This window comes from Serratia rhizosphaerae, assembly GCF_009817885.1.
GTDB classification, from domain to species: Bacteria; Pseudomonadota; Gammaproteobacteria; order Enterobacterales; family Enterobacteriaceae; genus Serratia_B; species Serratia_B rhizosphaerae.
This window is the reverse complement of the sequence record NZ_CP041764.1, coordinates 2,655,520-2,681,837: the sequence shown is the minus strand read 5'-3', so window position 1 is coordinate 2,681,837 and position 26,318 is coordinate 2,655,520. Positions and strand designations below refer to the sequence as shown.

Sequence of the window (26,318 nt, the reverse complement as noted above, 5' to 3'; positions counted from 1 at the left end):
CAGAAACTTAAAACCAATACGCAGGTTCACGTTTTCCCTGGTGTTGGCGCAATATTCGCGCACCCCGGCCTAGGTCGGGGTCATTTTTTTTCTGCATTCTCTACCCATGCGCGCAGCATCGCGACGTCGTTCTGCCACTCCTGCTTCAGCTCATCCACCCAGTCCTGCACGTTATCCCACCACGCCGGCAGCGTGGGCGTCTGAATCTGCTGGGCCAGCTGTTGCAGATGACGCAGGCCGACCGAACCAGCCGCACCTTTGATTTTATGCCCTTCTTCGGCAATGCCCTTCTGATCGCGCGCCGTCATGTTGGAATCCAGCACCGCCAGATAGCCCGGCATCATCTGCTCAAACATCTCCAGACTCTGATGAATCAGCTGCGGCCCCACCAGCTCCATATACTGCTCCAGCATGGCGGTATCCAGTAACGACTCGTTAATCTGCATCGCGTTGTGCTCCGTTTTCTTTGTGGCATGAGTAGGTTGATGATCCCAGTAGTGCTGGATCATTTTGGTCAACGCCGGTACCGAGAGCGGCTTGCTCAGGACATCGTCCATGCCCGCCTCAAGGTACTCTTTTTTATCTTTCAGGACGTTGGCGGTCAGCGCAATCAGCGGCGGCAGCATCTGCCCGGCGTAGCGTTCGCGCAGCTCACGGGCGATATCCAGTCCGGACATATCCGGCAGCTGGATATCCAGCAACACCAGATCGAACTCGTCAGGATCAAACATGGCCAGCGCATCATGGCCGTTCATTGCCACCTCTACGCTGTTGCCCAGTTTCTCCAGCACCGAACGTGCGACGATGACGTTCAGCTCAATATCTTCCACCAGCAAAATATGCAGCGCCGGCAGCGGCAGTATCTCTTCGCTTTCCTCCTCCGCCACCGCTTCTTCCAGCGCCGGCGCCTTGATGGTCAGCGTAAAGCAGGAGCCGTGTCCCGGCTTACTGCTGACGGTGATGTCGCCGCCCATGCTCTGCGCCAGACGTTTGGACACCGCCAGGCCAATGCCGGTGCCGGTCGCCGGCCGGCCGCCGCGCTGGTCCTTGACCTGATAATACATGGCGAAGATCTTGTCCTGCTCGTCCTGCGGAATACCCATACCGGAGTCTTCCACGTCGAACACCAGTTTTTCCTGCCCTTCGCGCCGCACCCGCACCGTAATGTTCCCCTGCTGGGTAAACTTCACCGCGTTGCCGATCAGATTCCACAGGATCTGCCGCAGGCGCGTGCCGTCGGTGAGGATTTTTAGCGGCAGCGGCGCCTGCGGATCCAGCACGAAACGCAGTCCCTTCGGTTGCGCCAGCAGGCCGGAGAGGTTTTCCAGGTCCGCCAGGAAGCCGGTGAAATCGACCGGCTGGTTGTCCAACTGCACCTTGCGCCGCTCGATTTTGTCCATCTCGATAATGTCGTTAAAAATATTACCGAGGGTAATCGCGCTGACGTGGATGGTTTTCAGATAGTTCAGCTGTTCGTCGTTCAGTTCGGTATCCAGCAGGATACGACTGAGACCGACGATGCCGTTAAGCGGCGTACGCAGCTCGTGGCTGATGGTTGAGATAAAGGTGGTCTTATCCCTGCTGGCGTTCTCCAGCGCGTCCTGATAGCGCTTACGCTCGGTAATATCGCGTCCGAAGCCCATCAGGCCGTGACGCTTGCCGACCCGATCGTAAAACGGCACCTTGCGCAGCTCAAAACAGGCTTTACGGCCATCCGGATACACCAGCCACTGTTCATAGGTCAGCGAAACGTTATGACGGAACACTTTCTCGTCGGTTTCAATCACTTTATCCGCAATATCCTGTTCATAAACGTCATTCGGCGTCAGGCCGATCAGCTGCTTTTCGCTTTTGCCGGTCAACAGCTCCATCGCCCGGTTGCAGCCGGAAAACTCTTTGTCTTCATTGCGGTAATACACCAAATCCGGCGAGGCATCGAGGAACGAACGCAGCAACGCGGACTGCTGACCCAGCTCAATCTGCGCCAGTTCGCGCTGCTCCATCTCCTCTTTCAGCTTGTCCATCACCTGCAGACGCGCCTCTTCCGCCTTGATACGGTCGGCGATTTCCTGGTTGAGCTGGCTGATGTTGTCCTTCAACTGCTGGTTCAGTTCCAGATCGCGGTGGCGCATCTCCTCCAGTTTGTCGACCAGCCGCGCCAGCCGCTGACGCGACTCTTCCAACTGCTCCACCACCACTGACAGGAAATAGACCGCCCACGGGGTGATCAGCAGGCCAAAGAAGATAGAGCGCACCACGTCGATGCTCTCGACCTCGCCACGCAGCAGCATGGTCACGGCCATCTGTACCACCATCGCCAGCACCACCAGCGCCGAAGCCAGCAGCAGCGAAAAGCGCACCAGCCCCAGCTTCACCATTAAATCAACGTAGTACTGGGCCAACACCCGAATTTGCTTCATGAACGGCTCCCTACAGACATATGGCTTAAATCATACCGCAAATCATCCCGTAACAGAGATTACGTCGGCGGAAGTGTGGAAAAGGCGGCAAAACGGTGCTCAGGGGCGGTAACGGCAGGCGAGGCTCAGCGCCGAGCCCTGGCCGCCATGCTGCTGCAGATAGCCGCCGACCGCCTGCATGCCGCTCCAGCGATTTTCGCACCATAATGGTGCCAGCAGCGTCGGGCGTCGCGCGCTGGCCGAGATACGGTGGAACACCACCTCGCGCGGCGTATGACGGATCAGTTCGCCGGCGCTGGCGGCGTACTCATCCAGCGTCAGCGTCGTCAGCCGGCCCGCCCGCCAGGCCCGGGCCATAATACTGCCGCTGACGATATGCAGCGGATGCAGTTTGATGCCGTCCACGCCGCTGTCGACCACCGCCCGCAGCGTGTCCAGGTGATCGGCCGACGTCTCCCCCGGCAGGCCGACAATCAGGTGACAGCACACTTTCAACCCCCGCTGCCGCGCCAGTCTGGCGGTTTGCTGATAACAGCAGAAATCATGGCCCCGATTGATGCGTTTCAGCGTTTTATCGCGCGCGCTCTGCAGCCCCAGCTCCAGCCAAACTTCATAGCCGGCCTCACGATAACCCGCCAGCAGATCGAGCGCCGCAGCGGGCACGCAGTCCGGCCGGGTGCCGACGCACAGCCCCACCATCTCGCTCTGCGCCAGCGCCTGGCCGTAGAGCGCCTGCAGCCGCTCCACTTCGCCATAGGTGCTGGTATAGGCTTGAAAATACGCCAGATAACGCCTGGCGCGCTGCGTTTTATGCGCCTGCGCCGCCAGCTGTTCGGCAATGCTCTGCCGCTGCATCTGCTCATCGGCAAAAGACGCCACGTTGCAAAACGTGCAGCCGCCGCGCCCCAGCGAACCGTCGCGGTTCGGGCAGCTGAAGCCGCCGTGCAGCGTCAGTTTATGGATTTTTTCCCCGTAGCGACGCTGGAGATCGGCGCCAAACATATTGACTAATTGCGGCAACTGCATATTCTGAATGGTTCTCTGTGTTCAAAGCCGCCGATGCTAATAAGAAACGGCTTTTCCCACGATGACAGAGATCAACGCTTTTTCTTAAAGGCTCGCCTTGGCATAACTATTCATTATAAACGCAAATAAAATCACCCCACCCGCGATGAATTTTTCTAATTCCTTAGCAGTTATTTAGCGCTATATGACAAGACGATGAAAAATAGTGATAAACATTGGAATACTCTTATAGATCAGAATAATACTCTGATATTACCGCTCGCACTAGCATGGTGCAGAGATTCAAACCTTGCACTATAGTGAGACAGCTCACATTTCTTCCGGGGCGACGGTGCGCCTCCATGCCGGCAAATCCCCACAAAAACATAAATATTTCAGTCAGATAACTCACATCAATCGAATGTAAACGCGGTTTAGGCCCATATTTGACCTGCGTATTCTTTCTGGATTAAGTTGGAAGTCCGCTGGAAGCTTTCTGGACGGGCAAACGACTCGTCATATTTATGCAGTAATTTAAAGACTCCCTCTTAAAACAAGTAGTCACCACTTGTGATAACCGTCACGAGAGGCCATTAACGGAGGGCGCAAAAGCAGATTGGATTATTCACTATCATGATGGCTTTCATGAGGGGATAAACCGTCGGCGTTCGCCTGATGTTGGGAAGCCCCCTCGCAGTAGGTTGTGAGAGTCATGCAGAGCCTGGGGAGGTTCACTGATATGTTGTACGATAAATCCCAAGAGAGGGACAACTGTGGTTTCGGCCTGATCGCCCACATAGAAGGCGAACCTAGCCACAAGGTAGTGCGTACCGCGATCCACGCACTGGCCCGTATGCAACACCGTGGCGCCATCCTTGCCGACGGCAAGACCGGCGACGGCTGTGGCCTGTTATTGCAAAAGCCCGATCGCTTTTTCCGTATGGTTGCGGAAGAGCGCGGCTGGCGTTTAGCCAAAAACTATGCCGTCGGCATGATGTTCCTCAGCCAAAACGACGAGGAAGCCCGCGCCAGCCGCCGCATTGTTGAAGAAGAACTGCAAAACGAAACGCTGTCGGTCGTCGGCTGGCGCGAAGTGCCCACCAACCCGGACGTGCTGGGCGAAATCGCCCTGTCGTCGCTGCCGCGCATCGAACAAGTCTTTGTCAATGCCCCGGCTGGCTGGCGTCCGCGCGATATGGAGCGCCGCCTGTTCATTGCGCGCCGCCGCATTGAAAAACGCATTCAGGACGACAGCTTCTACGTCTGCAGCTTCTCTAACCTGGTGACGATCTACAAAGGCCTGTGCATGCCGGCAGATCTGCCACGTTTTTATCTCGACCTGGCCGACCTGCGTCTGGAATCCGCCATTTGTCTGTTCCACCAACGCTTCTCCACCAATACCGTGCCGCGTTGGCCGCTGGCGCAACCGTTTCGCTACCTGGCGCACAACGGCGAGATCAACACCATTACCGGCAACCGCCAGTGGGCGCGTGCGCGAACCTATAAATTCCAGACGCCGCTGATCCCGGATCTGCACTCCGCCGCGCCGTTCATTAACGAAACCGGCTCCGATTCCAGCTCCATGGACAATATGCTGGAGCTGCTGTTGGCGGGCGGTATGGATATTATCCGCGCCATGCGCCTGCTGGTGCCGCCGGCCTGGCAGAACAACCCGGAGATGGACGGCGATCTGCGCGCCTTCTTCGACTTTAACTCCATGCATATGGAACCGTGGGACGGCCCGGCGGGCATCGTCATGTCCGACGGCCGCTACGCTGCCTGTAACCTCGACCGCAATGGCCTGCGTCCGGCGCGCTATGTCATCACCAAGGATAAGCTGATCACCTGCGCCTCTGAAGTCGGCATCTGGGACTATCAGCCGGACGAAGTGGTGGAAAAAGGCCGTGTCGGCCCGGGCGAACTGATGGTCATCGACACCCGCAGCGGCCGTATCCTGCACTCCGCCGAAACCGATAACGACCTGAAGAGCCGCCATCCGTATAAAGCCTGGATGGAAAAGAACGTCAAACGTCTGGTGCCGTTCGAAGACCTGCCGGAAGATCAGGTGGGCAGCCGCCAACTGGACGACGTACAGCTGGAAACCTATCAGAAGCAATTCGGCTACAGCGGCGAAGAACTGGATCAGGTGCTCCGCGTTCTGGGGGAGATTGGCCAGGAAGCCACCGGCTCCATGGGGGACGATACGCCGTTCGCCGTGCTCTCCAGCCGGCCGCGCATTATCTACGACTATTTCCGCCAACAGTTCGCGCAGGTCACCAACCCGCCGATCGATCCGCTGCGTGAAGCGCACGTGATGTCGCTGGCCACCAACATCGGCCGCGAGATGAACGTCTTTAGCGAAGCGGAAGGTCAGGCGCATCGCCTGAGCTTCAAGTCGCCGATTTTGTTGTATTCCGACTTCAAACAGCTCACCACGCTGGAAGGTGAATACTACCGCACCGATACGCTCGACCTGACTTTTGACCCGAGCGAACAGGATCTGGAGCAGAAAATCCACGCACTGTGCGACGAAGCGGAGCAGAAAGTACGCGACGGCGCCGTGCTGCTGGTACTCTCTGACCGCGCCATCGCCCCGAACCGTCTGCCGGTGCCGGCGCCGATGGCGGTCGGCGCGGTGCAGACGCGTCTGGTGGATAAGAGTCTGCGCTGCGACGCCAACATCATCGTGGAAACGGCCAGTGCGCGCGACCCGCACCACTTCGCCGTGCTGCTGGGCTTCGGCGCCACCGCCATCTATCCGTACCTGGCCTATGAAACCCTGGCCAAACTGGTGGACAACCAGACTATCGATAAGAAATACCGCGATGTGATGCTGAACTACCGTAACGGCATCAACAAGGGGCTGTACAAGATCATGTCCAAAATGGGCATCTCGACCATCGCCTCTTACCGCTGCTCCAAACTGTTCGAAGCCGTCGGTCTGCACCGCGATCTGTCCGATCTGTGCTTCCAGGGCGTGGTCAGTCGCATCAACGGCGCCAGCTTCAGCGACTTCCAACAGGATCTGCAGAACCTGTCCAAGCGCGCCTGGCTGAAACGCAAGCCGCTGGATCAGGGCGGCCTGCTGAAGTTCGTCCACGGCGGCGAATACCACGCCTACAACCCGGACGTGGTCAACAGCCTGCAACAGGCGGTGCACAGCGGCGACTATGCCGACTATCAGCGCTACGCCAAGCTGGTTAACGAGCGCCCGGTCGCCACGCTGCGCGATCTGCTGGCGATTAAACCGCACGGCGAGCCGATTCCGGTCGATCGGGTAGAACCGGCCGAAGCGCTGTTTACCCGCTTCGATACCGCAGCGATGTCGATCGGCGCTCTGAGTCCGGAAGCGCACGAGTCGCTGGCGGTGGCCATGAACGGTCTCGGCGGCTTCTCCAATTCCGGCGAAGGCGGCGAAGACCCGGCACGTTATGGCACCAACAAGGTATCGCGCATCAAGCAGGTGGCTTCCGGGCGCTTCGGCGTTACGCCGGCCTACCTGGTGAATGCCGATGTGATCCAGATTAAGGTCGCCCAGGGCGCCAAGCCGGGCGAAGGCGGCCAGCTGCCGGGTGATAAAGTCACGCCGTACATCGCCAAACTGCGCTATTCGGTGCCGGGGGTGACGCTGATTTCACCGCCGCCGCATCACGATATCTATTCCATTGAAGATTTGGCGCAGCTGATTTTTGACTTGAAACAGGTGAACCCGAAAGCGGTGATCTCGGTGAAGCTGGTTTCCGAACCGGGCGTGGGCACCATCGCCACCGGCGTCGCCAAAGCCTATGCCGACTTGATCACCATCGCCGGCTACGACGGCGGCACCGGCGCCAGCCCGCTGACCTCGGTGAAATACGCCGGCTGCCCGTGGGAGCTAGGCCTGGTGGAAACGCAACAGGCGTTGGTGGCCAACGGCCTGCGCCATAAAATCCGCCTGCAGGTGGATGGCGGCCTGAAAACCGGCGTCGATATCGTCAAGGCGGCGATTCTCGGCGCGGAAAGCTTCGGCTTCGGCACCGGGCCTATGGTGGCGCTGGGCTGCAAATACCTGCGTATTTGCCACCTGAACAACTGCGCGACCGGCGTTGCCACCCAGGATGAAAAACTGCGCCGCGATCACTATCACGGCCTGCCGGAACGCGTTACCAACTACTTCCATTTTATCGCGCGCGAAACCCGCGAGATTATGGCGCAGCTGGGCGTGAGCCAACTGGTGGATCTGATCGGCCGCACCGAGTTCCTCAGCGAACTGGACGGCATTTCCGCCAAGCAGAACAAGCTGGATCTGTCGCCGCTGCTGCAGACCGCCACGCCGCATCCGGGCAAAGCGCTGTACTGCACCGAAAGCAGCAACCCGCCGTTCGACCACGGTTTGCTGAACAAAGAGCTGCTGGCGCAGGCGCAACCGTACATTGAAGAGAAGCACAGCAAGGCGTTCTACTTCGATATTCGCAATACCGACCGTTCCGTCGGCGCCAGCCTGTCCGGCGCCATCGCCAGCGTACACGGCGATCAGGGCATGGCTGCCGATCCGATCAAGGCGCACTTCTCCGGCACCGCGGGCCAGAGCTTCGGCGTCTGGAACGCCGGCGGCGTAGAGCTGACCCTGACCGGCGACGCCAACGACTATGTCGGCAAAGGCATGGCCGGTGGCAGCATCGCGGTGCGTCCGCCGCTCGGCTCCGCCTTCCGCAGCCACGAGGCCAGCATTGTCGGCAACACCTGCCTGTACGGCGCCACCGGCGGCAAGCTGTTCGCAGCAGGCCGTGCCGGCGAGCGTTTCGCCGTGCGCAACTCCGGTGCCATCACCGTGGTGGAGGGCATCGGCGACAACGGGTGTGAATATATGACCGGTGGCATCGTCTGCGTGCTGGGTAAAACCGGCATCAACTTCGGCGCCGGCATGACGGGCGGCTTCGCCTATGTGCTGGATGAAGACGGCGAATTCCGTAAACGCGTCAACCCGGAACTGGTGGAGGTGCTGGAGGTCGATCAGCTGGCGATTCACGAAGAACACCTGCGCGGCCTGATCACCGAGCACGTACAGGCGACCGGCTCTTCCCGCGCGGAAGAGATCCTGGCCAACTGGCCGGCCTGGGTGCCGAAGTTCGCGCTGGTCAAGCCAAAGTCCAGCGATGTGAAGGCATTGTTGGGTCACCGTAGTCGTTCCGCAGCCGAGCTGCGGGTTCAGGCGCAGTAAGAGGTAGGTCATAATGAGTCAGAATGTTTATCAATTTATCGACCTGCAGCGCGTTGATCCGCCGAAGAAACCGCTGAAGATCCGTAAAATCGATTTCGTGGAGATCTACGAGCCGTTTTCGGATTCGCAGGCCGAGGCGCAGGCGGACCGCTGTCTGTCCTGCGGCAATCCGTATTGCGAGTGGAAGTGCCCGGTGCACAACTATATCCCGAACTGGCTGAAGCTGGCGAACGAGGGCCGCATCATGGAGGCGGCGGATCTGGCACACCAGACCAATAGCCTGCCGGAAGTGTGCGGCCGCGTCTGCCCGCAGGATCGCCTGTGTGAAGGCTCCTGTACGCTGAACGACGAGTTCGGCGCGGTGACCATCGGCAATATCGAGCGTTATATCAACGATAAAGCCATCGAAATGGGCTGGAAACCGGATATGTCGCACGTCCAGCCGACCGGCAAACGCGTGGCGATCGTCGGCGCCGGCCCGGCCGGCCTGGCCTGTGCCGACGTGCTGACCCGCAACGGCGTGAAAGCCGTAGTCTACGATCGCCATCCGGAGATCGGCGGCCTGCTGACCTTCGGCATTCCGGCGTTCAAGCTGGAGAAAGAGGTGATGATCAAACGCCGTGAAATCTTCAGCGAGATGGGCATCGAGTTCCAGCTCAATACTGAAATCGGCAAAGACGTTACGCTGGATACGCTGATTGACGAGTACGACGCGGTGTTCCTCGGCGTCGGCACCTATCAGTCAATGCGCGGCGGCCTGGACAACGAAGATGCGCCGGGCGTGTACGACGCCCTGCCGTTCCTGATTGCCAACACCAAGCAACTGATGGGCTACCAAAGTGCTGAACAGGAGCCGTATGTCAGCATGGAAGGCAAGCGCGTGGTGGTGCTGGGCGGCGGCGATACCGCGATGGACTGCGTACGCACCTCCATCCGTCAGGGCGCCACGCAGGTAACCTGCGCCTACCGTCGCGATGAAGCGAATATGCCTGGCTCCAAGCGCGAAGTGACCAACGCGCGGGAGGAAGGCGTCGAGTTCCAGTTCAACCTGCAGCCGCTCAGCATTGAGCTGAACGCCGCCGGGCGTGTAGCCGGGGTGAGAATGGTGCGTACTCAGCTGGGCGAGCCGGACGCTAACGGCCGTCAGGCGGCGGAGCCGGTTCCAGGCTCTGAGCACGTGCTGGATGCCGATGCGGTGGTGATGGCCTTCGGCTTCCGTCCACATGCGATGAACTGGCTGGCGGCGCATGACGTCCAGCTCGACAAGCAGGGACGTATTGTGGCACCGGAAGGCAGCGACAACGCGTTCCAGACCAGCAATCCAAAGATCTTCGCCGGCGGCGATGCGGTGCGTGGTTCCGATCTGGTGGTGACGGCGATTGCCGAGGGGCGTAAAGCCGCCGACGGCATCCTGAACTATCTGGAAGTGTAACCTCGCCACGCGCGGCTTAAAGACGGTGTCAAACGGCTTCCCCGACGGGAGGCCGTTTTTTTATGGCGTTTTACGGCAGAAGCCTTCGGACATTAACACAGTGTTCTGTCCCGGATTCAGCCAATAAAAAAAGGTACAGCATGCTGTACCTTTTCAATCTTCAACAGACGTAGCGCTTACTTAACCACGCGCAACGCCGGGCGACCGCCGCGTGGCGGCTGCGGCGGCTCATCGTCAGGGTCGTTATCGCCACCGTTGTCAGGACGGTCGCCGTCGATAACCGACATCAGGCTTTCGGAAGGCACCGTCTCCAGCTCGTCGAAAGCGCCTTCGCTTTCATCGTAAGCGGCTTCCGGTTCGAACATGGTTCCCGCGCCGTTCTCACGGGCGTAAATCGCCAGTACCGCAGCCAGCGGCACCAGTACCTGACGCGGTACGCCGCCGAAGCGGGCGTTAAAACTCACTTCGTTGTCGCCCAGCTGCAGGTTGCCGACCGCGCGCGGCGCAATGTTCAGAACGATCTGACCATCGCGCGCGAACTCCATCGGCACCTGAACGTCCGGGCGCGTTACGTCGACCACCAGATGTGGCGTCAGCTGGTTGTCCAGCAGCCAGTCATAAAACGCCCGCAGCAGATAAGGGCGGCGCGGCGTCATCTGCGACATATCCATGGTTAACCCCGAGTGTGCAGGCGCATTTCGCGCTCGGCTTCGGTCAGCGAGGCCAGGAACGCATCACGTTCGAAGACGCGGGTCATATAGCCTTTCAGCTCTTTGGAGCCGGCGCCGTTCAGTTCGATGCCCAACTGCGGCAGACGCCACAGCAACGGCGCCAGGTAGCAATCTACCAGGCTGAACTCTTCGCTCATGAAATACGGCGCCTGAGCAAAGATCGGCGCAATGGCCAGCAGTTCTTCACGCAGCTGACGGCGGGCAGACTCGGCTTCCTGGCCGCTGCTCTGCTCGACCTTGTACATCAGCGAATACCAGTTCTTTTCGATACGCAGCATCATCAGACGGCTTTCACCGCGCGCAACCGGATAAACCGGCATCAGCGGCGGATGCGGGAAACGCTCGTCCAGGTATTCCATGATAATGCGGGACTCATACAGCGTCAGCTCGCGATCGACCAGCGTCGGCACCGTTTGGTAAGGATTGAGGTCGATCAGATCCTGTGGCAGGTTATCCGGTTCAACCTGCTCAATCTCGACGCTGACACCTTTCTCCGCCAGTACGATACGTACTTGATGGCTAAAAATGTCGGTCGGGCCAGAAAACAGCGTCATTACCGAACGTTTGTTGGCAGCGACAGCCATGAAAACCTCCAAGTTTTATCTAGAAAATACTGCGAATAGCCAACTTAGCCCCGTAGCTTGCACCTTGCCCCCGGCAAAGTGAAAACGTCTGGGAATATCAGGCCGCTATCCTGAATGATCTTGACCGCAGGCCAGCAGCACGCAGGTAACCTTGGGTCTGGAAAGCGGCCTCGGAGGTAACTGGCGGCAACTGCTCGGCGAACAGGCGCAAAAGTGGATGATAGTTTACCAGATTTTGCCCGTTTTGTGGGGAGCGGGCGGCGATTTCATCACTATTTGTCTGGCAGCGCGCAGATTTTTCACCGGAGGGAGGGCGTTTCAGGCATAAAAAAACCCGGTGAAGCACCGGGTTTTTCGCATAATTTGTTCCGCCGCAGCAGAAAAAATTAACGCTTGGAGAACTGCGGACGACGACGTGCTTTACGCAGGCCGACTTTCTTACGTTCAACCTGACGAGCGTCACGAGTGACGAAGCCAGCTTTACGCAGTTCAGAACGCAGAGTCTCGTCGTATTCCATCAGCGCACGGGTGATACCGTGGCGGATAGCGCCAGCTTGACCGGAAATGCCGCCACCTTTAACAGTGATGTACAGATCCAGTTTGCCAACCATGTCGACCAGTTCCAGCGGCTGGCGAACTACCATGCGGGCAGTTTCGCGACCGAAGTACTGTTCCAGGCTGCGCTGGTTGATAACGATGTTACCGTTGCCCGGCTTGATAAAGACGCGAGCGGCGGAGCTTTTGCGGCGACCAGTGCCGTAGTATTGATTTTCAGCCATTGCCATTAATCCCGATTAAATGTCCAGAACTTGCGGTTGCTGTGCCGCGTGATTGTGCTCGGTGCCCGCGTAAACTTTCAGTTTACGGAACATTGCACGACCCAACGGACCCTTTGGCAGCATGCCTTTAACCGCGATTTCAATCACACGCTCAGGACGGCGGGCAATCATCTCTTCAAAGGTCGCTTCTTTGATACCACCGATGTGGCCGGTGTGGTGGTAGTACATCTTGTCGTTACGCTTGTTGCCGGTTACAGCAACTTTGTCAGCGTTCAGAACGATGATGTAATCACCGGTATCAACGTGCGGGGTGTATTCCGCTTTATGCTTGCCGCGCAGACGACGAGCCAGTTCAGTAGCGAGACGGCCCAAAGTTTTACCGTTCGCATCAACAACGTACCAGTCGCGTTTTACGGTCTCTGGTTTAGCTGTAAAAGTTTTCATTAAAAGCTTACCCAATAATTAGTTACACGTTGGTGAACACCCAAACGCTCGAAAACAGTTGAGGCTCACACGACCATCAAGTCCAGCAAACCTACCCCTTCGAATAGCCATTGCCGGCACTATAAAGTTTTTGGGAAAAAAACTTTGTTGTAACGTGGGGTCGCAAGATTATAGAGAAGTCACCCGCAAAGATCGAACAGTTTTTACAGGAAAAATGCATTTTAGCGGCATCAGGCGGGCCCCCGATACGTGGAGACCCGGATGATATCACGGCAGGTGCGGCAGCTTCAGATATTCTTCGCTCTGCATCTCCTGCAGACGCGACAGGCAGCGCTGGTACTCAAACTTCAGCCGCTCGCCCTGGTAAATGTCGAACATCGGCGCCTCGGCGGCGATCACCAGTTTGACGTGACGCTCGTAAAACTCATCCACCAGCGCCAGGAAACGACGCGCGGTGCTCTCCTTCAGCGGCCCCATCACCCGCACGTTATGCAGGATAACGCTATGGTACAGGCGCGACAGCGCGATGTAATCCAGCTGACTGCGCGCCTCTTCGCACAGCGTGTGAAAATCCACCGCCAGCACGCCGTCCGCAGCGCGCAGCGCCTGCAGCGGCCGGTGATTGATCTCGAGCAGCGGCGATTCATCGCCGCCCTTGCCCGCCAGTTTGCTGAAGATATCGTCCAGCGCCTGTTGAGTCTGCGCATTCAGCGGCGTCAGGTAGAGATGCGCCTGAGTCAGGGTGCGCAGGCGATAGTCTATGCCGGCGTCCACGTTCATCACGTCGCAATATTCGTTGATCAGATCGATGGCCGGCAGGAAGCGTGCGCGCTGCAGGCCGTTGCGATACAGCTCGTCCGGCGGGATGTTAGAGGTGGCCACCAGGGTAATGCCGCGGGCGAACAGCGCCTGCAGCAGCGTCGCCAGCAGCATGGCGTCGGTAATGTCGGAAACAAAGAACTCGTCAAAGCACAAGACGTCCGCCTGCGCCTTGAAGCCGTCGGCGACAATCTCCAGCGGGTTTTCCTGCCCCTGCAGCTGCGCCAGCTCTTCATGCACCCGCAGCATAAAGCGGTGGAAATGCAGCCGCAGTTTACGCTCCCCCGGCAGGCTGTGGAAGAACATATCCATCAGCCAGGTTTTGCCGCGTCCGACGCCGCCCCACATATACAGCCCCTGCACCGGGCGCTGCGCCATCGGACGGCCGCTCTTCCCCAGCCAGCGGCTGAGCTTGCCGCGCAGACCGCCGGCCGCTGCCGGCGCGTCAGGCGTTTGCTGTATCAACTGCTGATAAATGGCATCCAACTGGCTGACTGCCCGACGCTGCACCTCATCGGGCTGATAATCGCCTGCGTCCAGCGCCTGCTGGTAACGTGTTAACGGTGATGGTGAATACATGTTGCCTAATGTTCCCTGCAATCGCTCCGCCCGCGCCCGCTGACGCGCAGCGCGGATAAAGAATTTATTTAGCCCATTTTAGCCGCGCGTTACCGGTCATATTTCCGGTTATCGCCACATTTACCCGCATTGCGGCCCACTGAAAACCCCGGAAAAGCCAAGGTAAAAGCGCTTCAGGATTCCACTCGGACAAGGTTAACGGTTATAGTGGATATTATTAAGTGAAAAATCCCTGCGGAACAACGAAGTCACAATAGGAGTCATCATGACCTGGGAGTATGCGCTGATTGGTTTGGTGGTCGGTATCGTCATCGGTGCGGTAGCGATGCGCTTTGGTAACCGTAAACTACGTCAACAACAGGTTTTGCAAAACGAACTGGATAAAAGCAAAACCGAGCTGGAAGAGTACCGTCAGGAACTGGTCGGCCATTTTGCCCGCAGTGCGGAACTGCTGGATAACATGGCGCGCGACTATCGCCAGCTCTATCAGCATATGGCGAAAAGCTCCAATAACCTGCTGCCGGACCTGCCGATGCAGGAAAACCCGTTCCGTTATCGTCTGAGCGAATCCGAAGCGGATAACGATCAGGCGCCGGTTGAAATGCCTCGCGACTATTCCGAAGGCGCTTCCGGTCTGCTGCGTGGCGCGCCGCGCCGCGACTGACCGCCGTTTTCAGCCCGCGTAAATTTTGCGCGGGCTTTTGCATTTCCCCCCTCCCCCCGATGCAATTCCTGCGCTATCCTAAAGCCTTAAATGGATGTTGGCGGTGAACTTCTGACGCAAACTCACGGTCTTAACCTTACCTTTAGTGGTTAATTAATTTCACCGGCAGGTAATGAGAGAGTTATAATCAATGAAAAAAAAGTCGTTAATTCTTAGTGCATTAGCAATGAGCATTGGCCTGACGCTTACCTCCGTACCGGTGGCCAACGCGGCCTTGCCACTCGCCGTTCAGGGGCAGCAGCTGCCAAGCCTGGCGCCGATGCTGGAAAAAGTCTTACCCGCCGTGGTCAGCGTGCATATTGAAGGCACCCAGGTGCAGCGCCAGCGTTTGCCGGAAGAGTTCAAATATTTCTTCGGCCCTAATTTCCCTACACAGAAGCAAAGTTCTCGTCCGTTCGAAGGTCTGGGCTCAGGCGTGATTATCGACGCGGCCAAAGGCTATATCCTTACCAACAACCACGTTATCGCCAACGCTGACAAAATCAAAGTGCAGCTGAATGACGGCCGCGAGTTCGACGCCAAACTGCTTGGCCGCGACGAACAGACCGACATCGCGCTGCTGCAGATCACCGCCAAGAACCTGACCGCGGTGAAAATGGCCGATTCCGATAAACTGCGCGTCGGCGACTTCGCCGTCGCCGTCGGCAACCCGTTTGGCCTGGGACAAACCGCCACCTCCGGCATTATCTCCGCGCTGGGACGCAGCGGCCTCAACCTGGAAGGCCTGGAGAACTTTATCCAGACCGACGCCTCAATTAACCGCGGCAACTCCGGCGGCGCGCTGGTGAACCTCAATGGCGAACTGATCGGCATCAACACCGCCATTCTGGCGCCGGGCGGCGGCAATATCGGCATCGGCTTCGCCATCCCCAGCAATATGGCGCAGAACCTGAGCCAGCAGCTGATCGAGTTCGGCGAAGTGAAACGCGGCCTGCTGGGCATCAAGGGCAGCGAGATGACCGCCGATATCGCCAAAGCCTTTAATACCGACGCGCAGCGCGGCGCCTTTGTCAGCGAAGTGCTGCCAAAATCCGCTGCGGCCAAGGCCGGAATCAAAGCAGGCGATATTCTGGTTTCCGTCGACGGCAAGCCAATCGGCAGCTTCGCTGAACTGCGCGCCAAGGTCGGCACCACCGCGCCGGGCAAAACCATCAAGATCGGCCTGTTGCGCGACGGTAAGCAGCAAGAGGTCTCCGTCACGCTGGATAACAGCGAAACCGCTTCTACCAGCGCGGAAACCCTGTCTCCGGCCTTGCAGGGCGCTTCACTGAGCAACGGCGCGCTGCCGGGCGGCGAGAAAGGCGTGAAGATCGACAACGTCGGCAAAGGTACGCCGGCGGCGCAGATGGGCTTGCAGAAAGGCGATGTGATTATCGGCATCAACCGTCAGCGCGTTGAAAGCATCACCACGCTGCGCAAAGTCCTGGCGGCGAAACCGCCAGTGATGGCGCTGAATATCGTCCGTGGCGGCGAAACCATTTACCTGTTAATGCGTTAATTTGTACAAAAACCGGGTGCGGTAGCATACTGCACCCGGTTAACTCGTGTTATTCTCCGTTCATCCTTTATTTTATCTGTTAAAACTCCATGTTTGCTAAGCTCTTGCGTTCCACTGTTATTGGTTTAATCGTTGCCGGCCTGCTATTGGCAGCGCTTCCCGTGCTGCGTTATTCCAATCAACTGTTTGCAGAGAAAATGGAGAGTACCGCCGACGAAACCCCGGCCGGTTATAACAAGGCGGTGCGCCGCGCCGCGCCCGCAGTAGTTAATATTTACAACCGCAACATGAGCGGCGCTCCCAACGTGCTGTCGCTCGGTTCCGGCGTCATCATGAATGACCACGGCTATATCCTGACCAACCGTCACGTGATCAAGGATGCGCAGCAGATCACCGTGGTGCTGCAGGACGGCCGCCGCTACGAAGCGCTGCTGGTCGGCTCCGACAGCCTGACCGATCTGGCGGTGCTCAAGATCGATCCGGGCAATCTGCCGGTTATTCCCATCAATACCAAACGTATGGCGCATATCGGCGACGTGGTGCTGGCGATCGGCAACCCCTATAACCTTGGTCAGACCGTCACGCAGGGGATTATCAGCGCCACCGGACGCATCAGCCTGAGCACCACCGGCCGCCAGACCTTCCTGCAGACCGATGCCTCAATCAACCGCGGCAACTCCGGCGGCGCGCTGGTGAACTCACTGGGCGAGCTGATGGGGATCAATACGCTGACTTATGACAAAGTCACCAACGGCGAAACCCCGGAGGGCCTGGGCTTTGCCATTCCTACCGAGCTGGCCAGCAAGATTATGGAGAAGCTGATTCGTGATGGTCGCGTTATTCGCGGCTACTTCGGCATCCAGGGCAAAGAGATTATCCCGCTGCGCACCTCCAACAGCGGCATCGATCGCCTGCAGGGGATTATCGTGACCGAAATTACGCCGAACGGCCCGGCGGCCAACGCCAATTTCCATATCAACGACATTATCATTAACGTCAATAACAAGCCGGCTATCTCCGTACTGGAAACCATGGATCAGGTCGCGGAAATCCGCCCTGGCACCACAATTCCGGTGATAGTACTGCGCGACGGCAAACGCATCACGCTGCAAATGACGGTGGGTGAGTTCCCGGAAGATAACAACTGATACGAAAAAGCCCGGCTAAGCCGGGCTTTTTACTGCCAGACGGCGCGTCGATTACTCGCCTTTCACGCGCTCGATATTCGCGCCCAGCGCGCGCAGTTTATCTTCGATACGCTCATAGCCGCGATCGATATGATAAATACGGTCAACGATGGTCACGCCGTCGGCAATACAGCCGGCCAGCACCAGGCTGGCGGAAGCGCGCAGATCGGTCGCCATCACCTGCGCGCCGGACAGTTGCTCAACGCCGTGGCAGATCACCGTGTTGCTTTCGATTTCCGCGTGTGCGCCCATGCGGATCAGCTCCGGTACGTGCATGAAGCGGTTTTCGAAGATGGTTTCGGTGATAACGCCGGTGCCTTCAGCCACCAGGTTCAGCAGGCTGAACTGCGCCTGCATATCGGTCGGGAAGCCCGGATGCGGCGCGGTGCGAATGGTAATGGCCTTCGGCCGCTGACCGTGCATATCCAGGCTGATCCAGTCTTCACCGACTTCAATATCCGCACCGGCTTCACGCAGCTTGGCCAGCACCGCATCCAATGTGTCAGGACGGGTATCGCGGCATACAACTTTACCGCCGGAGATCGCCGCCGCCACCAGGAAGGTGCCGGTTTCAATACGGTCAGGCAGAACGCGGTACACGCCGCCGCCCAGACGCTCAACGCCTTCAATGGTGATCTTGTCGCTGCCGGCGCCGCTGATTTTTGCACCCAGCGTATTCAGGAATTCGGCGGTATCGACAATTTCCGGCTCGCGCGCGGCATTTTCAATCACGGTGGTGCCCGTTGCCAGCGTCGCGGCGCTCATGATGGTGACGGTTGCGCCAACGCTCACCTTGTCCATCACGATATGCGCGCCCTTCAGACGGCCATCGACGGACGCTTTCACATAGCCTTCTTCCAGTTTGATCTCGGCGCCCAGCTGTTCCAGACCGGTGATATGCAGATCGACCGGACGCGCGCCGATGGCGCAGCCGCCCGGCAGAGAAACCTGGCCGTAGCCGAAACGGGCGACCAGCGGACCCAGCGCCCAGATGGAAGCGCGCATGGTTTTCACCAGATCGTAAGGCGCGCAGAGTTCGTTCACGCCGCTGGCGTCCATAAACACCGAACCGTTACGTTCAACTTTCGCACCCAGCTGGCTCAGCAGCTTGATGGTGGTATCGATGTCTTTCAGTTTGGGAACATTCTGTAACTCGACCGGCTCTTCTGCCAACAACGCGGCAAACAGAATCGGCAGGGCGGCGTTTTTCGCCCCGGAAATAGCCACTTCCCCGCTCAGGCGGGTACGGCCCTGCACTCGAAATTTATCCATCTAATGACTCTCTGTTGTCTCGTCCACAATACCCGCCAACCCACGCCGCCGCACACTGGCCGCCCGTAGGCGCGCCGCTGCGCTCCCTTGCCTGCGCCGTTGGTCAACCGGGTATCAACGCTGCCGGCCCGAAAGGCCCGCAGCCTTAAAATCCGTTGAGTTTGCGATCCCGCTTCCACTCTTCAGGGGTGTATGCCTTGATCGACAGGGCATGAATGCGGTTGTCGGCAATGTATTCCATCAGCGGCGCATAGATCGCCTGCTGCTGTTTGACGCGGCTCATGGCGCCAAACAGTTCACCGACCGCAATCACCTGAAAGTGGCTGCCGTCGCCCGTCACCTGCACTTCTTCCAGCGCCAATGCGTTCATCAGCACGTCTTTAATTTCGCTATTTTCCATGGTATCCCGTTCTGCTGCAAAGGATCATAATCAGCCTGTTATCTTAGAGGAATACGGCGCTTTCTTAAACTAAAGAAAAAGCCCCTGTAGAACAGGGGCTTTCAGAGATGTTGCTGCCGTCGTACCGGTAAACCGCGCCTAACCCTGCGTCTCAACAGGCATTATCTCCTGCAGATTGTACAGCGCGATCAGCGTTTTCAGACGGTCGGTGGCGCCGGAAATTTTCAATTCCACGCCGTTGCGCAGCTGTTCGGCCCGCAGGTGCACCAGCAGCGCCAAGCCGGAAGAGTCCACGCGGCGCAGCTGCGCCACGTCAATCGCCGTTTTGCCTTTCAGCAACTCGGCGCGCTGCCGCCACAGCGGCAGCAGCGTTTCCCGGTCCAGATCGCCGTGCAACACCAGCGTCTGCGGCTGGTCGTCAAAGCGCAGAGACTCGGCCATTACTTTTTCTGATCCAGCGTAATCGGCTGTTTAGCCGCCGCCTGCAGCTGCTGGGTCAGACCGTCGATGCCTTTGGTACGCAGCGTTGACGCCCACTCATTCTGCTTGGTGGTGATCATGCTGACGCCTTCGGCGATCATGTCATACGCCTGCCAATGGCCGGTTTTGCTGTTTTTACGCCATTGGAAATCGAGGCGCACCGGCGGACGGCCATTGGTATCGATAATGGTGACGCGAATCGCCACGATGTTGGCGTCCCCCAGCGGCTGCTGCGGCGCAATCTGGTAGGTCTGGCCGTGATACAGCGCCAGCGCCTGGCCGTACGCCTGCTCCAGATAAGCCTGGAACGCGGTGAAGTAGGCTTCACGCTGCGCCGGCGTCGCTTCCTTGTAATAGCGGCCCAGCACCAGCGCACCGGCGTATTTTACCTGAACGTACGGCATCAGCTCTTCGTGCACGATAGAACGCAGAGAGTTCGGATCCTGCTTGATTTTCGGCTGCTCGGTTTTCAGACGGGTGAAAGTCTTCTCCGCCGCCTCTTGCATCATGCTGTATGGGTTGGTCTGGTCCGCCGCGCTCGCCAGCGGTGCAACCACCAACAGGGCAACCATCAATAAACGTTTAAACATGCAGGTATCCTCTTTTAATGACTCGGGGCGGCTGCCGGCGCTGCGGCCGCAGCATCCGGCTTGGCTTCATCCTGACCGCCGCTTTTATACAGGAACTGGCCGATCAGATCTTCCAGCACCATTGCTGATTTCGTGTCCTGAATGGTACCGCCATCCTTGAGAATGGCAGTCCCCATTTCCGGGTCTTCAAAACCGACGTTCAGGGCAAGAAATTGTTCCCCCAACAGGCCGGAAGTACGGATCGCCAGAGAACTGGTATCCGGGATCTGATTGTATTTATCCTGAATATCCAGCGCGACGCGCGGCGAATACGTTTTCGGATCCAGTTCGATATCCGCCACGCGGCCAATCACCACCCCGCCAATCTTCACCGGCGAACGCGCCTTCAGGCCACCAATGTTATCGAAAGTGGCGTAGATACGGTAGGTCGGCTCGTTGCCGATAGATTTCACATTGGCCACCTGCAGGCAGATAAAGACGATCGCGGCCAGCGCAATCAGCATAAATACCCCAACCCAGATTTCACTCTTCTTCGTTTGCATCGACTCAATTCCCAAACATCAGTGCTGTCAGCACAAAATCCAATCCCAACACCGCCAAAGACGAATGTACCACCGTTCTGGTCGTTGCCCGGCTAATCCCTTCAGAGGTCGGCACCGCATCATAACCGTTAAAGATAGCAATCCAGGTCACGGTTATCGCGAATACCACGCTCTTGATCACGCAGTTCAGCAGGTCCTGACGCCATTCGACGGCGCCCTGCATCGCCGACCAGAAGAAGCCGCTGTCGATGCCTTTCCAATCCACACCCACCATAGAACCGCCCCAGATGCCGACGGCGACAAAAATCAGGGTCAGCAGCGGCATGCTGATCATTCCGGCCCAGAAACGTGGCGCCACGATACGCCGCAGCGGATCGACCGCCATCATTTCCAGACTGGAGATCTGTTCAGTCGCTTTCATCAGACCGATTTCCGCCGTCAGTGCGGAGCCAGCCCGTCCGGCGAACAGCAGCGCGGTCACCACCGGCCCCAGTTCACGCAGCAGCGACAGCGCCACCATCATGCCCAGGCTCGCTTCAGCGCTGTAGGTGGTCAGCACCAGATAGCCCTGCAGCCCCAGCACCATGCCGATAAACAGCCCGGAAACCATGATAATCAACAGCGACTGTACGCCGACGCTGTGCAGTTGTTTGATCAGCAGCGGCCATTGCCTGCGCGGTTCAGGCCGCCCGATCAGCGCGCCCCATAGCATCAGACCGGCGCGCCCGAAGGCGGTGCTGATATTGATGCTACGGCGTCCAAGAGACGCTAACGCCTGTAATAACATGAGGATATCTACTCCCTTAGCCTAACAATTCGGCCTGGTAATCACCGGCCGGATAACGAAACGGCACCGGCCCGTCGGCAATACCATCCAGGAACTGGCGCACGCGTGCATCAGGATTGTTTTGTAACTGCGGCGTGGTGCCTTCGGCAATCACACGGTGCTCCGCCACGATATAAGCGTAGTCGGCAATGCTCAGCACTTCCGGCACATCGTGCGACACCACGATACAGGTGATCCCCAACGCATGGTTCAGTTCATCAATCAACTTCACCAACACGCCCATGGTGATCGGGTCCTGCCCGACAAACGGCTCATCAAACATGATCAGCTGCGGGTCGAGCGCAATGGCCCGCGCCAGCGCCGCACGCCGCGCCATGCCGCCGGACAGCTCGTTCGGCATCAGATCCGCCGCGCCGCGCAGCCCCACCGCCTCAAGCTTCATCAGCACCGTGGTGCGAATCAGCGCCTCCGGCAGTTGGCTGTGTTCGCGCAGCGGGAAAGCCACGTTCTCAAATACGGTTAAATCGGTGAACAGCGCCCCAGACTGGAACAGCATGCTCATCTTCTTGCGCGCGTCGTACAGCTTATGCCGCGACAACGCGGGAATATTGTCCCCGTCGAACCAGATGTCACCGCTATCCGGCGCCAGTTGCCCGCCGATCAGGCGCAGCAAGGTGGTCTTGCCGATGCCGGACGGCCCCATTATCGCCGTCACTTTGCCACGGGGAACCGTCAGGTTGATGTCTTCAAATATCAGCCGATCGCCGCGGGAGAACGTCATGCCGCGCACTTCGACCAGATTATCTGCCTGCTGGTGCATGTTTTTGGATCCTTGTACGGCTTAATTGGCTATGTCACCCGCTGATAATAATCTACCGGGCGCCATACGGCGCATTTTTACAAAAACTTACCGCCATTTCGCTACCAATGATGCCATTAGTTTTACTTTTACGCTGCACAGGGTCAAAATTAGTCACATCACGAAAAATAACGACACAGATTGGCGATGGCGCCCAACTAATCGGCGCAGGCCAGTAATCACGGCCAGGTTAGACCAACGCATCGGGCCACCTGTCGATTTCACGTCGCCGCGCACGCCCTGGCGAAGACCGGCGATCGTCAGTGAAAACGTCAGGGGAATACCGCCCGCAAAGGACTCGCATGTTTCTCGCAATCGCATTATTTATCGTTGGCCTGTTTTTACTGGTATATGGCGCAGACCGGCTGGTTTACGGCGCGGCGGTGATCGCCCGCTCGCTGAGCGTGCCGCCACTGATTATCGGCATGACGATCGTCAGCATCGGCACCTCGCTGCCGGAGCTGTTCGTCTCCGTCACCGCGGCGCTGAATGGCCAGAGTGACATGGCGGTCGGCAATGTCCTCGGCGCCAATATTACCAATATCCTGTTGATTTTAGGGGTTGCCGCAATCGTTCATCCGCTGGCGGCCCGATCGGAGGTGCTGCGGCGCGAACTGCCACTGATGTTGGCGGTCACAGTATTATGCGGTTTGGTATTGATGAACAACCAACTCAGCCGGCTGGACGGCGTGCTGCTGTTAGCCGCCGCCGCCGGATTTATCGCTCTGATGCTGAAGATAGCGCGGCTGGCCCAGCGCGAAGGCTGCGACAGCCTGACCACGGAACAGATGGCCGAACTGCCGCAAAACGGCAGTACCACCGTCGCCACGCTGTGGCTGGTGCTGGCGTTCATTATCCTGCCGCTCGCCTCACGGATGGTGGTCGATAACGCCACGGTGATCGCCCACTATTTCGGCATGAGCGAGCTGGCGGTCGGCCTGACGGTGATCGCCGTCGGCACCAGCCTGCCCGAACTTGCCACGTCGATAGCCGGCGCGCTGAAAGGCGAAGACGACATGGCGATCGGCAATATTATCGGCTCGAATATTTTCAATATGGCGATCGTGCTCGGCGTGCCCGCCCTGCTGTCGCCCAGCCGACTCGACCCGGCCGCCTTCCAGCGCGACTACTGGGTGATGCTGGCGGCCAGCCTGGCGCTCAGCGCGCTGTGCATCGGGCGCAAACATCGCATCGGCCATCTGGCGGGCGCTCTGTTATTATGTGGTTTTATTGCGTATCTTGCGCTGCTGTTTTTCAACCCATTCGCTACCTTTGGCTAAGAATACGAGAAAAAGCATGTCGAATATTGAGTTGCAACCTGGCTTTGATTTTCAACAGGCCGGTAAAGAAGTGCTCCAGATCGAACGCGACGGGCTGGCCCAGCTCGACAGCTACATCAATGACGACTTTACCCGCGCCTGCGAAAAAATCGCCGCCTGCAGCGGTAAAGTGGTGGTGATGGGAATGGGCAAATCCGGCCATATCGGCTGTAAGATTGCCGCTACCTTCGCCAGCACCGGCACCCCTTCATTCTTCGTGCATCCAGCAGAAGCCAGCCATGGCGATCTCGGCATGGTCACGCCGCAGGACATCGTACTCGCCATTTCCAACTCCGGCGAATCCAGTGAAATTCAGGCGCTGATCCCGGTGCTGAAGCGCCAGCAGATTCCGCTGATCTGCATGACCAACAACCCGGAAAGCTCGATGGGCAAGGCGGCGGATATCCACCTGTGCATTAAAGTGCCGCAGGAAGCCTGCCCGCTGGGCCTGGCGCCGACCACCAGCACCACGGCCACTCTGGTGATGGGCGATGCGCTGGCGGTGGCGCTGCTGAAGGCGCGCGGCTTTACGCCGGAAGATTTCGCGCTGTCACACCCGGGCGGCGCGCTGGGGCGTCGCCTGCTGCTGCGCGTCAGCGATATTATGCACGGCGGCGACGAGATTCCGCACGTCGGCACCGACGCCACGTTGCGCGACGCCCTGCTGGAAATCACCCGCAAAAACCTGGGGATGACGGTCATCTGCGATGATCAGATGAACATCGCCGGCATTTTCACCGACGGCGACCTGCGCCGCATCTTCGATCTGGGTATCGATCTGAACAACGCCAAAATCGCCGATGTCATGACGCGCGGCGGCGTGCGCGTGCGGCCGCATACGCTGGCGGTAGACGCGTTGAACCTGATGCAGCAGCGCCATATCACCGCGCTGCTGGTTGCCGATGGCGACCGACTGCTGGGTGTGGTACATATGCATGACATGCTGCGCGCCGGCGTTGTATAAGTTTTTACAGGCGATAGAGGGCGTGAGATACCGCCCTATTGAAGGAATAACTAGGAAAATCAATGAGTATGGTTGAAACCTGCTACGGGCCGGTAACGCAAGACGTCATGGCGCGTGCCGGGAAAATCCGTCTGCTGATCTGCGACGTCGACGGCGTCCTGTCGGACGGCCTGATTTATATGGGCAATAACGGCGAGGAACTGAAAGCATTCAACGTGCGCGACGGCTACGGCATCCGCTGCCTGAAGACCTCTGACATCGAGGTCGGCATCATTACCGGACGTTCTGCCAAACTCTTGGAAGACCGGGCAAAAACGCTGGGCATCCGCTACCTGTATCAGGGGCAGTCCGATAAGCTTTTGGCCTTCCGGGAACTGTTGGATACACTGTCGCTGTCGGCAGATCAGGTGGCCTATATCGGCGACGATCTGATCGACTGGCCGGTGATGGCACAGGTCGGCCTGGCCGTGGCGGTGGCGGACGCCCACCCGCTGCTGACGCCGCGCGCCCACTACGTCACCCGCATCGCCGGCGGACGCGGCGCGGTGCGTGAACTGTGCGACATTATTCTTTTGGCTCAGAACAAGCTGGAGGACGCCAAAGGGCTGTCGATATGAGCAAAACCAAACGCTGGATCACCATTATACTGGCGCTGATCGTTCTGGCCCTGATCGGCTGGAATATGGCGGATTACGATGACGAACCGACGGCCGGGCCGGTAAATTCGGCGGACCCGACTTACCAGAGTCAGCAAACGGTCACCGTCGTCTACAACCCGGCCGGTAAATTAAACTATAAGCTGGTGGCGGAAAGCGCCAAGTACTATACCGCCGAAGAGCTGAGCTGGTTTACCCAGCCGGTGATGACGCTGTTTGACGAAAACGCCGTCGCCACCTGGTCGGTGCGCGCCGACCGCGCCAAACTGACCAAAGACCGCATGCTGTATCTGTACGGTCACGTCGAGGTGAACAGCCTGACCACCACCTCACAGCTGGAAAAAATTAAAACGGACAACGCTCAGGTTAATCTGGTGACCCAGGATGTGTCCTCCGATGATGAAGTAACGCTTTACGGCGCGAATTTTAATTCTAACGGCATGAAAATGCGCGGGAACCTGCGGAACAAAACCGCTGAGCTGATTGATAAGGTTAAGACCAACTATGAAATTCAAACACAAAAAACCACTCCGTAGTCTGTTGATCGGCAGCTTGGTTTTGGCCGCCAGCGCCCCCGCCATGGCGCTGAAATCCGATGCCAATCAGCCAGTGAGCATCGACTCGCTGAACCAGTCTCTGGATATGCAGAGCAACGTCAGCACCTTTACCGGCAACGTGGTGATCAAGCAAGGCACCATCGAGATTAAGGCCGACAAAGTAGTGGTTACCCGTCCGGGCGGCGATCAGAACAAAACCTATATCGAAGCCTTCGGTAAGCCGGTAACCTTCTACCAGATGCAGGACAACGGCAAACCGGTAAAAGGACACTCGCTGAAAGTGCGCTATGACGTGGCGCCGCAGCTGGTCACCCTGACCGGCGACGCCTATCTGGAGCAGCTCGACAGCAACGTGAAAGGCGAGCGCATCACCTATCTGGTGCAGCAGCAGCAAATGCAGGCATACGGCGACAAGGGCAAACGCGTGAAGACCGTGCTGGTGCCGTCGCAGTTGCAGGATAAAAACGGTCAGAAGAGTAACTAATCACTT

The 26,318-nt window shown here is 58.3% G+C and carries 24 protein-coding genes; 10 read left to right on the top strand and 14 right to left on the bottom strand.

Features of this window, described 5'->3' with window-relative positions:
• Window positions 1-80: 80 nt before the first annotated feature.
• A complete protein-coding gene (arcB, locus tag FO014_RS12525; RefSeq protein ID WP_160029754.1) occupies window positions 81-2,420 on the bottom strand; it encodes an aerobic respiration two-component sensor histidine kinase ArcB in 2,340 nt (779 codons plus the stop codon).
• A gap of 99 nt (window positions 2,421-2,519) precedes the next feature.
• The gene (mnmL, locus tag FO014_RS12520; RefSeq protein ID WP_160029753.1) at window positions 2,520-3,446 is read right to left on the bottom strand and encodes a tRNA modification radical SAM protein MnmL/YtqA; all 927 of its coding nucleotides are present in this window, start codon (window positions 3,444-3,446) and stop codon (window positions 2,520-2,522) included.
• A gap of 718 nt (window positions 3,447-4,164) precedes the next feature.
• Between mnmL and gltB the strand changes: the two genes are divergently transcribed.
• Window positions 4,165-8,625, top strand: a complete 4,461-nt coding sequence (gene gltB, locus FO014_RS12515; RefSeq protein ID WP_160029752.1) for a glutamate synthase large subunit — start codon at window positions 4,165-4,167, stop codon at window positions 8,623-8,625.
• A 13-nt stretch (window positions 8,626-8,638) separates the two neighbouring features.
• Window positions 8,639-10,057, top strand: a complete 1,419-nt coding sequence (locus tag FO014_RS12510) for a glutamate synthase small subunit (RefSeq protein WP_160029751.1) — start codon at window positions 8,639-8,641, stop codon at window positions 10,055-10,057.
• A gap of 176 nt (window positions 10,058-10,233) precedes the next feature.
• On the opposite strand, the gene sspB is transcribed toward FO014_RS12510, so the two are convergent.
• The 5 genes from sspB to zapE form a co-directional block, all read right to left on the bottom strand.
• Window positions 10,234-10,728 (bottom strand): ClpXP protease specificity-enhancing factor, encoded by a 495-nt coding sequence (gene sspB, locus FO014_RS12505; protein ID WP_160029750.1) that lies wholly within the window; start codon window positions 10,726-10,728, stop codon window positions 10,234-10,236.
• Window positions 10,729-10,730: 2 nt separating this feature from the next.
• Window positions 10,731-11,372, bottom strand: a complete 642-nt coding sequence (sspA, locus tag FO014_RS12500; RefSeq protein WP_160029749.1) for a stringent starvation protein SspA — start codon at window positions 11,370-11,372, stop codon at window positions 10,731-10,733.
• A 386-nt stretch (window positions 11,373-11,758) separates the two neighbouring features.
• Complete coding sequence (rpsI, locus tag FO014_RS12495; RefSeq protein WP_004937080.1) at window positions 11,759-12,151, bottom strand: 30S ribosomal protein S9; 393 nt, start codon at window positions 12,149-12,151, stop codon at window positions 11,759-11,761.
• Between the two features lie 15 nt (window positions 12,152-12,166).
• Window positions 12,167-12,595 (bottom strand): 50S ribosomal protein L13, encoded by a 429-nt coding sequence (rplM, locus tag FO014_RS12490; RefSeq protein WP_015961989.1) that lies wholly within the window; start codon window positions 12,593-12,595, stop codon window positions 12,167-12,169.
• Window positions 12,596-12,862: 267 nt separating this feature from the next.
• Window positions 12,863-13,993: a cell division protein ZapE gene (gene zapE / locus FO014_RS12485; protein ID WP_160029748.1), complete on the bottom strand. Its 1,131-nt coding sequence runs from the start codon at window positions 13,991-13,993 to the stop codon at window positions 12,863-12,865.
• A 265-nt stretch (window positions 13,994-14,258) separates the two neighbouring features.
• Here zapE and zapG point away from each other — a divergent pair, with 265 nt between their 5' ends.
• The 3 genes from zapG (at window position 14,259) to degS (ending at window position 17,363) form a co-directional block, all read left to right on the top strand.
• The gene (gene zapG, locus FO014_RS12480) at window positions 14,259-14,657 is read left to right on the top strand and encodes a Z-ring associated protein ZapG (RefSeq protein WP_015961991.1); all 399 of its coding nucleotides are present in this window, start codon (window positions 14,259-14,261) and stop codon (window positions 14,655-14,657) included.
• Between the two features lie 190 nt (window positions 14,658-14,847).
• On the top strand, window positions 14,848-16,215 hold the full coding sequence (gene degQ / locus FO014_RS12475; protein WP_105232746.1) for a serine endoprotease DegQ: 1,368 nt from the start codon (window positions 14,848-14,850) through the stop codon (window positions 16,213-16,215).
• Between the two features lie 89 nt (window positions 16,216-16,304).
• The gene (gene degS / locus FO014_RS12470) at window positions 16,305-17,363 is read left to right on the top strand and encodes an outer membrane-stress sensor serine endopeptidase DegS (protein ID WP_160029747.1); all 1,059 of its coding nucleotides are present in this window, start codon (window positions 16,305-16,307) and stop codon (window positions 17,361-17,363) included.
• A 51-nt stretch (window positions 17,364-17,414) separates the two neighbouring features.
• Here the strand turns inward: degS and murA are convergent, their stop codons facing one another.
• The 7 genes from murA to mlaF all read right to left on the bottom strand — a co-directional run bounded on the left by murA (window position 17,415) and on the right by mlaF (window position 22,293).
• Window positions 17,415-18,674, bottom strand: a complete 1,260-nt coding sequence (gene murA / locus FO014_RS12465; RefSeq protein ID WP_160029746.1) for a UDP-N-acetylglucosamine 1-carboxyvinyltransferase — start codon at window positions 18,672-18,674, stop codon at window positions 17,415-17,417.
• 145 nt (window positions 18,675-18,819) lie between these two features.
• Window positions 18,820-19,074, bottom strand: a complete 255-nt coding sequence (gene ibaG / locus FO014_RS12460) for a BolA family iron metabolism protein IbaG (RefSeq protein ID WP_015961996.1) — start codon at window positions 19,072-19,074, stop codon at window positions 18,820-18,822.
• Between the two features lie 138 nt (window positions 19,075-19,212).
• Window positions 19,213-19,515 carry a lipid asymmetry maintenance protein MlaB gene (mlaB, locus tag FO014_RS12455; RefSeq protein WP_160029745.1) on the bottom strand — a complete coding sequence of 101 codons (303 nt, stop codon included), beginning with the start codon at window positions 19,513-19,515 and terminating at the stop codon, window positions 19,213-19,215.
• Entirely contained in the window at window positions 19,515-20,144 is a 630-nt protein-coding gene (gene mlaC, locus FO014_RS12450; protein ID WP_105232751.1) for a phospholipid-binding protein MlaC, read from the bottom strand. The genes mlaB and mlaC overlap by 1 nt, the downstream gene beginning before the upstream one ends.
• A 14-nt stretch (window positions 20,145-20,158) precedes the next feature.
• Window positions 20,159-20,686, bottom strand: coding sequence for an outer membrane lipid asymmetry maintenance protein MlaD (gene mlaD, locus FO014_RS12445; protein WP_160029744.1), 528 nt, complete (start codon window positions 20,684-20,686; stop codon window positions 20,159-20,161).
• A 4-nt stretch (window positions 20,687-20,690) separates the two neighbouring features.
• Entirely contained in the window at window positions 20,691-21,473 is a 783-nt protein-coding gene (mlaE, locus tag FO014_RS12440) for a lipid asymmetry maintenance ABC transporter permease subunit MlaE (protein WP_015962000.1), read from the bottom strand.
• A gap of 16 nt (window positions 21,474-21,489) precedes the next feature.
• Window positions 21,490-22,293, bottom strand: a complete 804-nt coding sequence (gene mlaF / locus FO014_RS12435; protein WP_160029743.1) for a phospholipid ABC transporter ATP-binding protein MlaF — start codon at window positions 22,291-22,293, stop codon at window positions 21,490-21,492.
• A gap of 341 nt (window positions 22,294-22,634) precedes the next feature.
• Here mlaF and FO014_RS12430 point away from each other — a divergent pair, with 341 nt between their 5' ends.
• The 5 genes from FO014_RS12430 to lptA all read left to right on the top strand — a co-directional run bounded on the left by FO014_RS12430 (window position 22,635) and on the right by lptA (window position 26,312).
• Window positions 22,635-23,612, top strand: coding sequence for a calcium/sodium antiporter (locus tag FO014_RS12430; RefSeq protein WP_160029742.1), 978 nt, complete (start codon window positions 22,635-22,637; stop codon window positions 23,610-23,612).
• Window positions 23,613-23,628: 16 nt separating this feature from the next.
• Window positions 23,629-24,615, top strand: a complete 987-nt coding sequence (gene kdsD / locus FO014_RS12425) for an arabinose-5-phosphate isomerase KdsD (protein WP_160029741.1) — start codon at window positions 23,629-23,631, stop codon at window positions 24,613-24,615.
• A gap of 62 nt (window positions 24,616-24,677) precedes the next feature.
• Window positions 24,678-25,232, top strand: coding sequence for a 3-deoxy-manno-octulosonate-8-phosphatase KdsC (gene kdsC, locus FO014_RS12420; protein WP_160029740.1), 555 nt, complete (start codon window positions 24,678-24,680; stop codon window positions 25,230-25,232).
• The gene (lptC, locus tag FO014_RS12415) at window positions 25,229-25,807 is read left to right on the top strand and encodes an LPS export ABC transporter periplasmic protein LptC (protein ID WP_160029739.1); all 579 of its coding nucleotides are present in this window, start codon (window positions 25,229-25,231) and stop codon (window positions 25,805-25,807) included. The genes kdsC and lptC overlap by 4 nt, the downstream gene beginning before the upstream one ends.
• Window positions 25,776-26,312 carry a lipopolysaccharide ABC transporter substrate-binding protein LptA gene (gene lptA, locus FO014_RS12410; protein WP_160029738.1) on the top strand — a complete coding sequence of 179 codons (537 nt, stop codon included), beginning with the start codon at window positions 25,776-25,778 and terminating at the stop codon, window positions 26,310-26,312. The genes lptC and lptA overlap by 32 nt, the downstream gene beginning before the upstream one ends.
• Window positions 26,313-26,318: the final 6 nt, after the last annotated feature.